Source organism: Streptomyces sp. bgisy130 (assembly GCF_057708345.1).
Genome location: NZ_JBYISA010000083.1, coordinates 1 through 9,083, shown reverse-complemented (window position 1 = coordinate 9,083; position 9,083 = coordinate 1). Strand labels below are relative to the sequence as shown.

General features: G+C 72.4%; 5 protein-coding genes. 2 read left to right on the top strand and 3 right to left on the bottom strand.

Features of this window, described 5'->3' with window-relative positions; all coding sequences use genetic code 11:
- Window positions 1–50: 50 nt before the first annotated feature.
- Together AC3EUV_RS37920 and AC3EUV_RS37915 are read right to left on the bottom strand one after the other, a co-directional pair.
- On the bottom strand, window positions 51–2,057 hold the full coding sequence (locus tag AC3EUV_RS37920; RefSeq protein WP_435604866.1) for an N-acetylmuramoyl-L-alanine amidase: 2,007 nt from the start codon (window positions 2,055–2,057) through the stop codon (window positions 51–53).
- Between the two features lie 334 nt (window positions 2,058–2,391).
- The gene (locus tag AC3EUV_RS37915; protein ID WP_435604865.1) at window positions 2,392–3,525 is read right to left on the bottom strand and encodes an aminoglycoside phosphotransferase family protein; all 1,134 of its coding nucleotides are present in this window, start codon (window positions 3,523–3,525) and stop codon (window positions 2,392–2,394) included.
- 285 nt (window positions 3,526–3,810) lie between these two features.
- Here AC3EUV_RS37915 and AC3EUV_RS37910 point away from each other — a divergent pair, with 285 nt between their 5' ends.
- Complete coding sequence (locus AC3EUV_RS37910; protein WP_432146134.1) at window positions 3,811–5,340, top strand: DNA-binding protein NsdB; 1,530 nt, start codon at window positions 3,811–3,813, stop codon at window positions 5,338–5,340.
- A 164-nt stretch (window positions 5,341–5,504) separates the two neighbouring features.
- Here the strand turns inward: AC3EUV_RS37910 and AC3EUV_RS37905 are convergent, their stop codons facing one another.
- Window positions 5,505–6,968, bottom strand: a complete 1,464-nt coding sequence (locus AC3EUV_RS37905) for a PP2C family protein-serine/threonine phosphatase (RefSeq protein ID WP_432146135.1) — start codon at window positions 6,966–6,968, stop codon at window positions 5,505–5,507.
- Between the two features lie 311 nt (window positions 6,969–7,279).
- Here AC3EUV_RS37905 and AC3EUV_RS37900 point away from each other — a divergent pair, with 311 nt between their 5' ends.
- Window positions 7,280–8,698, top strand: a complete 1,419-nt coding sequence (locus AC3EUV_RS37900) for a HEAT repeat domain-containing protein (protein ID WP_432146136.1) — start codon at window positions 7,280–7,282, stop codon at window positions 8,696–8,698.
- Window positions 8,699–9,083 lie beyond the last annotated feature (385 nt).

Here is a 9,083-nt window from a genome sequence, read left to right as displayed (position 1 = left end):
CCCCCCCTCCCCCCCCCCCCCCCCCCCCCCGATGCGCTCACCCGACGGTTTTACGAACCCGAGCGCTCCACCTCCACGTCGGCCGCCCGCACATAGCCGACTCGGTGCCCGAGCTGGATCTCGTAGTAGACGTCCTCGCCGCGCACGACCGCATGCTTGGTGACATCGAAGGTCGGGGAGTAGAAGTACTCGCCCCGCATCCGGCCCCCGACGGCGTACTTCTGGCCGGCGGCGAGCTTGTACGGCAGCGGGGAGACCGCCTGGTAGGGGATCCCGACCGGGTAGGCATCCTTCTCCGGGTACGCCCGGCCGTAGACCGGGATCTCCTGCCGCCCGTCCTTCGGCGTGGCGATCAGCCCCTTGGCGTGCACGGCCACCGGCTCGTCCAGCGGATTGTGGAACCACGCCTTCTGCCCGAGGTACCAGATCGCCGTCCAGTCGCCGGACCGCCCGGCCACCGCGAACCGCTGCCCCGTCGTGGCGCGGGCCCCTGTGTCATTCACCCCGGTCGTCGAGTCTTTGCCGTCCGGGTGCAGTCCGATGTCCTTGACCAGCGGCGCGTCCTCGTCCGGCGCGCTGTAGAGCCGGACCGCCGTGGAGCCGTGCGGGGCGCAGGTGTCACCGGCCTTCACACAGCCGGTGTACCCCGGCTGGTTCTCGTCGTAGTCGGGGCGGATGGTGACCAGTCCGCCCCGCGGGCCCGCGGTGGCCTTGAACGGCTTGCCCAGCAGGGTGAAGTAGTGCGCCCAGTCCCAGTACGGGCCGGGGTCGGTGTGCATACCCGGGATGGTGGCCGTCGTCGTGCCGGGCACATTGTCGTGGCCCAGGATGTGCTGCCGGTCGAGCGGCACGTCGTACTTGCGGCTCAGATACTTCACCAGCCGGGCCGAGGCGCGGTACATCGCCTCCGTGTACCAGGCGTCCGGCGCGGCCAGGAAGCCCTCGTGCTCGATGCCGACGGAGTGCGAGTTGATGTACCAGTTGCCCGCATGCCAGGCGACGTCCTTGGTGGGCACATGCTGGGCGATCAGACCGTCCGCGGAGCGGATCGTGTAGTTCCAGGACACATACGCCGGGTCCTTGATCAGCTTGAGCGTGGTCTCCCAGGACCCCTCGGTGTCATGGATGACGATGGCGCTGACCCGCTGGTCCGCGGGGCGGTCCGCCTTGTCGTGGTTGCCGTAGTCACTGTCACCGAACTCCTCGTACGGCGCGGGCACGGACTCGCAGGCAACACTCCTTGGGCACTCCGGCCGGCGGCCGGCGGGCGTCGTCGATGCCTTGGTGGCCGAGGCGCTGAGACGTTTCTGCTGCCCGGCGTCAGGTGACAGCCCCGGCGCGGCCGCCAGCGCGACCCGCTGTCCCGCGTCGGTGGTGCGGGTCTGCCCCTGGCGCAGCACCGCGTACACCTCGTCCGCGAAGGCCCTTCCGCCGTCCGCGCTGTCCTGGCCGCCGTACCGCGCCACCGCCGCATACCACCGCGCCGGGTCGCCGCCCGCGGCCGTGCCCAGCTTGCGCTGCTCCGCGGCGAGCAGCGCCGCACCGCCGAGCACATTCGCCGCGGGGTCGGTGCGCAGCTTCTCGGCGGGAATCCCGGTCAGCTCGGCGGCGGCCGGCAACGTCCGCAGCCGGGGCGGGAGTTCAGCGGGCAGTGCCGCCCGCTGCGCCGCACCGGCCGGCACTCTCTTACGGGCCCGCGCTCCGTCGCCGCGCGCGTCCTCGTCACCCTCGCTGAACTCCGGCGTGCGGGTCAGGGCCGTACGGGCGTCGGTCAGATGCATCGGCCCATAGCCCCCGGAGACACTGGGCGCGCCGCCGTGCCCGTCCCAGCGGGACTCCAGATACGAGACACCGAGCAGCACACTGCGCGGCACATGGAAGCGGTCGGCGGCCTCGGTGAAGGCCCGTTGCAGCGTGTCCGTCCGGGGCGCTCCGGCCTCTGCGGACGGCGCTCCCGCGAGCGGCAGCAGCAGCACCGCGGCCGCGACGGCGGTGGCGGATCTCCGCAGGGCGGGGCGGGGGACTCTCTTCTCGTCTTCCGGGGCGGATCCTTGCAAAGCAACCTCCTCGAGCCGGCCCGAGCCGGGGCGGTGTGACGGTGGGTGCGCAAACGGCCGCACGGGCGGGACCCGAGACTAGAGCCCCGTGTCGGCTTAGAGCTATACGTTTGCCGACGGTCCGTCAATCACCCTGCCGGTTCGGGATTCCGCATGTCAGGGCCTCTCCGGAGGAGCCTTCCCGGACCGGTGCCGGGCCTGCGGAGCGTCAGTGGAATGGACCAATGAACCGGCCCCGCGGGCGGCGGAAGAGAAGCGCCGGTGGGGGCCGGCGCACATGGGTGAGCGGCGCACCCCGTGCCCGGGTGCGCCGCTCACAGTCCCCCCTCGGCGGTCAGCGGGTGCCGACCGCCGCCCTTACCGCACGCCGCGCCATCTGGCAGTCGTCGTGCAGTCGGCGCAGGAGCAGCCGCTGCTCCTCGCCCGCCGCGGGCACGCCGGGGTGTCCCGGCCCCGGTGCCCCCGTCGGCGTGGGCTCGCGCATGGTCCGCTGGATCGCGGTTTCATAGCGCCGGATCTCGCGGGTGAGCACCAGCATCAGATTCACCAGGAAGGCGTCCCGCGAGGCCGGTCCGGCGTTCTGGGCGAGCTGGCTGATGTGGCGGCGGGCCACCGGCGCGTCACCGAGCACCGACCACAGCGTCGCCAGGTCATAGCCCGGCAGATACCAGCCCGCGCTGTCCCAGTCCAGCAGCACCGGGCCGGCGGGGGACAGCAGCACATTGTTCAGCAGCGCATCGCCGTGACAGAACTGGCCCTGGGTGTGCGACAGGCCGTGCATCAGCTTCTGAAGATCACCCAGGTCCCGGTCGGTGAGCAGCCCCAGGTCGTGGTAGCGGCCGATCCGGCCCGCGTAGTCCAGCGGGGTGTCGAACAGCCCGGCCGGCGGACGCCAGAGATTGATCCGGCAGATCGCACCGAGCGCGGACCGGACGTCCGCGCGGGGCGGGGCCTCGGACGGGTGCCGGGTCAGAGCAGCGACCCGGCCGGGCATCCGCTCCATGATGAGTGTGCAGTTGTCGGGGTCGGCCGCCACCAGCCGCGGCACCCGAACCGGCGGACGATGCCGGACGAATGCGCGGTATGCACTTATTTCCTGCCGGAACCTGTCCGCCCAGGCCGGCGAATGGTCAAGTAAACACTTGGCGACCGCGGTCATCCGGCCCGTCGTCCCCACGAGGAGGACGGATCTGCCGCTGCGCCGCAGCACCTGCACCGGATTGAACTCCGGGCAGATTCGGTGCACCGAGGCAACCGCGGCGCGCAACTGGGCGCCCTGCGGGCCGGACAGGTCGAGCCGCCCGCTGAGCGGTTGGGCGCTCGTCCCCTGCGCCCGCCGGGTACGGCCGCCGGGGAGACCGGGAACCGCCCCCGCGGAAGGGGAGGGGTCGAGATACGGCCCCCCTCCGGTGGGGTGCGGGCGGTGCGGCCGGGTGGGGACGGTCACGGCGGACGATGCTGCATACATGGGTGAGACAGATCCCTTCGTGCGCCGGCGAGTTGCGTGCGCTCCCCGGCCCGGTGGTGGGAACCCGTGAACGGGCCCCGTGCAGGAGGCCGATCCAGGGTCCCTGTGAAGGGCGCGCACCCTGGGGAATGCGGTCCCGCCACCAGGCCGGGGGCGGCATGTCTACAGAACACGTGGCTGCGGGTGGCAGACCATCTGGCGCAGGGTGGCGAACCCTGGCGAATGGACCCAGTGCATGTCACCGGCCGTTACTGTCAACTCAGTCGAGGAACCTGGGGGCTTGACGTGGACAGGCAGCCGAACACCCGTCTCGCGGACCTTTTCGGCCTGGCCGGCTGGTCCAAGGGAGAGCTGGCGAGACTGGTCAACCGGCAGGCGGCGGCCATGGGCCATCCGCAGCTGGCGACCGACACCTCACGAGTGCGGCGCTGGATCGACATGGGGGAGACCCCGCGCGATCCGGTGCCCAAGGTTCTGGCTTCCCTGTTCACCGAGCGCCTCGGCCGTGTCGTAACCATCGAGGACCTCGGGTTCGCAAGAACCGGTCGCTCGGGGAAGCGGCAGGCCATGGACGGTCTGCCGTGGGCTCCCGAACGGACCGCCGCGGTCCTCACGGAATTCACGGGAATGGACCTCATGCTCAACCGACGCGGCTTGGTGGGTGCAGGCGCTGCGCTCGCCGCGGGTTCCGCACTCACCGGCGCCATGCACGACTGGCTGCACACCGATCCGACACCGGCCGGCACCCCACGCCACGACGCCCCGTTCGCTTCCGACTCCTTCGACGAACTCGACCAGATCGGCCTCGACCGCTACGAGGCGGCCCCCGTGGGGTCGCAGGAGATCGATGCGCTGGAGCGCTCGGTCGAGGTCTTCCGCGCCTGGGACGCGGCCCGCGGCGGCGGGCTTCAGCGCAAGGCCGTGGTGGGCCAGCTCAACGAGGTCGGCGGCATGCTCGCCTACCGCCACCCCGAGCATCTCCAGCGCAGGCTGTGGGGGGTGGCCGCCAACCTGGCGGTGCTGGCCGGCTGGATGTCCCACGACGTGGGCCTGGAGCCCACCGCCCAGAAGTACTTCATCATCGCCGCCCATGCGGCCCGTGAGGGCGGCGACCGTCCCCGCGCCGGTGAGGCGCTCTCCCGTGCCGCCCGCCAGATGGTCCATCTGGGCCGTCCGGACGACGCGCTGGATCTGATGAAGCTGGCCAAGTCCGGCTCCGGCGCGGAAACCCTGCCGCGCACCCGCGCCATGCTGCACACCATCGAGGCCTGGGCCCAGGCGTCCAAGGGGCACGGCCAGGCGATGCGCCGCACCCTGGGCGAGGCCGAGGAGTTGTTCGTCTCCGACAAGGGCGATGTGCCGCCGCCGAGCTGGATGCAGATGTTCGACGAGGCGGATCTGCACGGTATGCAGGCGCTGGCGTTCCGTACCCTCGCCGACCACGATCCCTCGGTCTCCAGGGTCGCCCAGCACCACGCCAAGCGGGCGCTGACGCTGCGGGAGAACGGCCATCAGCGGTCGCAGATCTTCGACTACATCTCGATGGCGTCGGCCTGCTTCCTCGGCAACGACCCCGAACAGGCCGACCGTTACGCGAGGCTGGCGCTGGTGTCCATCGGGGAGAACTCCTCGCACCGGACCTGGGACCGGCTCCGCGAAATGTTCCGGCTCACGGGGCAGTACGCGAACTACGCCAAGATCCAGGACCTGCGCGAGGAGATCCAGCATGTCCTGCCGAAGGCGAAGCCCAAGTCCAAGGGGTCGGGCCTGGGTCCCGGTATCGGAGCGGGGCTGGGAAAGAACTTCTCGGTCTGAGGCGGGCGGTGGCACGGGGAGTGGCGGTGCGTCACCTGTAGTCCCGGGTGACGACACGTCCTCCGCGGCCCTGCCGCCTCACCCGTCCACCGGCGGTCCACCAGCCGACGTCCCCAACTGCTCGTCGGAGGCGCCGGTCCGGCCTCGGCCGGCCCTGCGGTGTGTCAGCCGCCGACCCGGGCGACCAGCACACAGGCGTCGTCCTCGCGCTCGGCGGTGCCGAACTCCTCGACGACGATGCGGACGGCGTCCTGGGCACTGCGCGTGCCGGCGAACCGCGGCGCCAGGGCGCGAAGCCGCTCGGCACCCTCATGGGTGGCATCCGCGCCCTGCGCACGGCGGGGGACGAGGCCGTCGGTGTGCAGGACGAGGAGGTCGCCGGGCGCCAGTTGCTCGGTGTGCTGGGTGTAGGACGCACCCGAGGTCGCGCCGAGGAGTACGCCCTCGGGCGGGTCCAGCGCGCGCCCCGTGCCGCCGCGGAACAGCAGCGGTGCGGGGTGCCCCGCCTGGGCCCACTCCAGTGTCCGCGCGGCGGGGTCGAACCGGCCGCACACCGCGCTGCCCAGCGCCGGCTGGGCGCTGGTGTCCAGCAGTTGGTTGACGAAGCCCATCAGGGGTCCCGGCCGGTGTCCGGCGACCGCCATACCGCGCAGGGCGCCGAGCACCATCGCCATACCGGACGTGGCGGTGACGCCGTGGCCGGTGAGATCGCCGACGCTCATCAGGGTGGTGCCGTCCGGGAGTTGCAGTGCGTCGTACCAGCCCCCGCCGATCAGATCGCGGGTGCCGGACGGCAGATACCGCCCGGCGAGGTCGAGGGCCACCGGGCCGCCGTGCGGGAACCTCAGGGAGCCGCGCCAGGGCGGCAGCACGGCTTCCTGAAGCTCGACCGCAAGCCGGTGCTCGGTCTGCGCGATCTGCCGCTCGCGGTGCAGCGAGTCACGGGTCTCGCGTACCGCCTGCTGGCTGCGGCGCAGCTCGCTGACGTCCCGCAGCACGGCCCACATGCATGCGGTACTGCCGTCGGCGTCGAGCACCGGCTCGCCCACCATGTGCACCGTGCGCAGCGTCTCGTCCGGGCGCACGATGCGGAATTCGCCGTCGATCGGCCGGCCGTCCACCAGACAGTCGGTGACCATCGTGGCCAGCCCGTCCTGGTCCTCGGGGTGCACCAGGGACGGCAGTTCGTCGAGGGTGAGCGGGCCGTCGGACGGCGCCCGGCCGAACATCGCGAACAGCTCGTCGGACCAGCTGACCTCGTCGGTGAGCAGATTCCACTCGGCGCTGCCCACCCGGCGCAGCAGTGAGCCGCGCTCAGGGGGCCCGTGCTCCGGAGGGGCGGCCGGCGGCTCGGCCTCCACTGCCGGGTCGTCCGCGCTCTCGGTGGGCAGGCCCTCTCTCAGCTGGTCGAGATGGCCCCCGAGGTCGTCGAGGTGGTGCACCGCGAGATCGCACAGGGCCCGCTGCCAGCGCAGCTGCGGGTCCGTGGCGAGGCTGGTGTCCACCGTGGACTCCCGGACGGCGTCGAGGCCACCGCGCAGGCGGCGGGCCTGCGTGATGAGTGCCTCGACCGTTTCGCGCTCGGGGGGCCGGTCGGCTGAGTGATCCGCGAAGAGAGGGGACGGCATGACGTACTCCGTGATCAGGCGGCGCCGGGCTGAAGGGCCGGTAACGACTGTTGCACAGGCGGCGACGGTCCGTAAGGGATTTGGCACTACCCGATACGGTGGTGCACCCGGCATATGCCGCCGGCCTTGCTGGGGCAACCCCGGGGCGAATCGGCGGAATAACAGCTTCCACGCTAGGCTTCGGCCGCCGTACGCAGGCGGTTCCGCCGATCCATGGTGGGAACGAGGCATACGGCCCGCGGTCACCGGCAAGAATGCCGGTCAGCGGAAATCCCGTTGCCAGCCAGTCCCCCGCACCGGATGCTGACCTCATGTTCGATCCAGACATAGCGCCCAGTGGCACCCTGCTCGGCCTCCTTCAGCGAGGCCGCGGCGACGGGACCCTGCATGCCCTCGCGGCGCCGCGGGCCGAGGCGCTCGCGGCACTCAACGACAGCGTGCTGCGCGACCCCCGGCGTGACTGGCAGGTGGAGAACCGCTCGCTCTACTACGCACGCCTCTACATGCAGCTCGACGGCGGACTCGAGCAGATCGAACGCCACCTCTTCCACCCGGACGACCTGGTCGACACCGGCGAGGAGCGCACCGGTCTGGCCCTCGCCGTCCTCGGCCACCTCGCCGCGTACGGCAGGGACGCCGCCCGTTTGCTGCTGCGCAGCTATGCCGCGGCCGGCAGCAACTGGCGCTGGGCCCTGGACGAGCTCGCGCTGCGTGACGACGACGCCGGGCTGATGACCCTCGCCCCCGCCGTCCTCGCCCGCTTCCCCGAGACCGAGCAGGGCGAGGCCGAGCTGGCCGCCGCCGTGCGGGACGCCTTCGAGCCCCGGCCGTGGCGGCTGTGGGCGGAGGACCCCCGTTACGGACCGCGGCTGGCCGCCGCCGGGGAACAGGGCTCCTTCGACCGCTGGCAGCGGCAGCTTCAGCCCGGCGGGCCGCGCCCCGGCTGGAGCGTGACCGAGGTCCTGGCGTGGGCCGAGCAGGGCCTGGACCCGGCGCCCACGGAACACCGGCAGCACGCCGCCGCCCGCTGCCTGGGCGCCGTCGCCGGCCCCGAGGACCGTCCCGAGCTGCTGCGTGCCGCGCGCAGCGCCCCGGACGCGGCGCGCGCCGCCGTGCTCCACCACCTTGCCGAGCGCGGCGACCCCGAGACCCTCGATCTGATCGAGGCCGCGGTGGCCGACCCCTTCTCCTCCGAGCAGCTGGCCTCCGCGGCGCTCGCCGCCTTCACACGGATGCGCAGTGTGGCCGCGGTCGAGCGGGCCCGTGTCTGGGCGCCGCGCACGGACCGGCTGGGCGCGGCCGCCGCCGCGGTGCTCGCCCGCCGTGGCGGTCGGCGCGACGCCGAGCCGGTGCTGGCCGCACTGCGCCGGACCGTACGCGAGGAGGGGCCGGACGCGGACGGCCTGTGGGAGCTGGTCGACGGCACCGGCCGGCTGGGCGTCGTCTGCGCCGCCCCCGTTCTGCGGCACATCTACCGCGAAACCTCCTCCTCCCACCTCCGCGGCCGGGCCGCCGGCGCACTCGCCGCCACCGACCCCGGCTTCGCGGCCGGCTTCGCCGTCGAGTGCCTCTGGGACTGCGAGGAAACGACCCGGGAACTAGCCGCTCGGCACGCTGCCACCGGCGACGACCGCGTAGTCGAACAGCTCCGGCGCCTTGCCGCCGACCCCGCCGAGGAGGACGAGGTCCAAACGGCCGTCCGAAGCCGAATCGGCCCCGAGGGGGCCTAGGTTCTTCCCACGTTTTCGGCTTTTCCGCCGTGGGTGTTGCTCGCCGTTTGATGCCCGCTTGCGCGGTGCTCCCCGCTGCGCTGTGCCTCGGCCGACGTTTGTGGCTTGCTCGCCGTTGCGCCTGCGGCGGGCGGGTCCGCTGCGCGGGGCTGTGGGTGCGGTGACGGACCTCCGGGGCCGGTGTGGGGGACTGCTTCGCTTTACGTCCCCCACACCGGCCCCTCCGGCCCGTCCCCTCCCGTTGGGGAGTGAGTGACGATGGGTGGGGGCTGGCCGCCATGCCCGTGACCATGCCAGTGCCGGCGGCTTGTGCCCGTTGCGTGTGATCGACAAGTCGCACCGGACCACCTACGGGACCCCTACCTAGCTTTTCCCACCCTCCAAC

What these genes read in the sequence shown, in the direction of transcription:
- AC3EUV_RS37900 (WP_432146136.1), top strand. Translation starts at nt 7,280, where the DNA reads ATGTTCGATCCAGACATAGCGCCCAGTGGCACCCTGCTCGGCCTCCTT.
- AC3EUV_RS37905 (WP_432146135.1), bottom strand. Translation starts at nt 6,968, where the DNA reads ATGCCGTCCCCTCTCTTCGCGGATCACTCAGCCGACCGGCCCCCCGAG.
- AC3EUV_RS37915 (WP_435604865.1), bottom strand. Translation starts at nt 3,525, where the DNA reads ATGTATGCAGCATCGTCCGCCGTGACCGTCCCCACCCGGCCGCACCGC.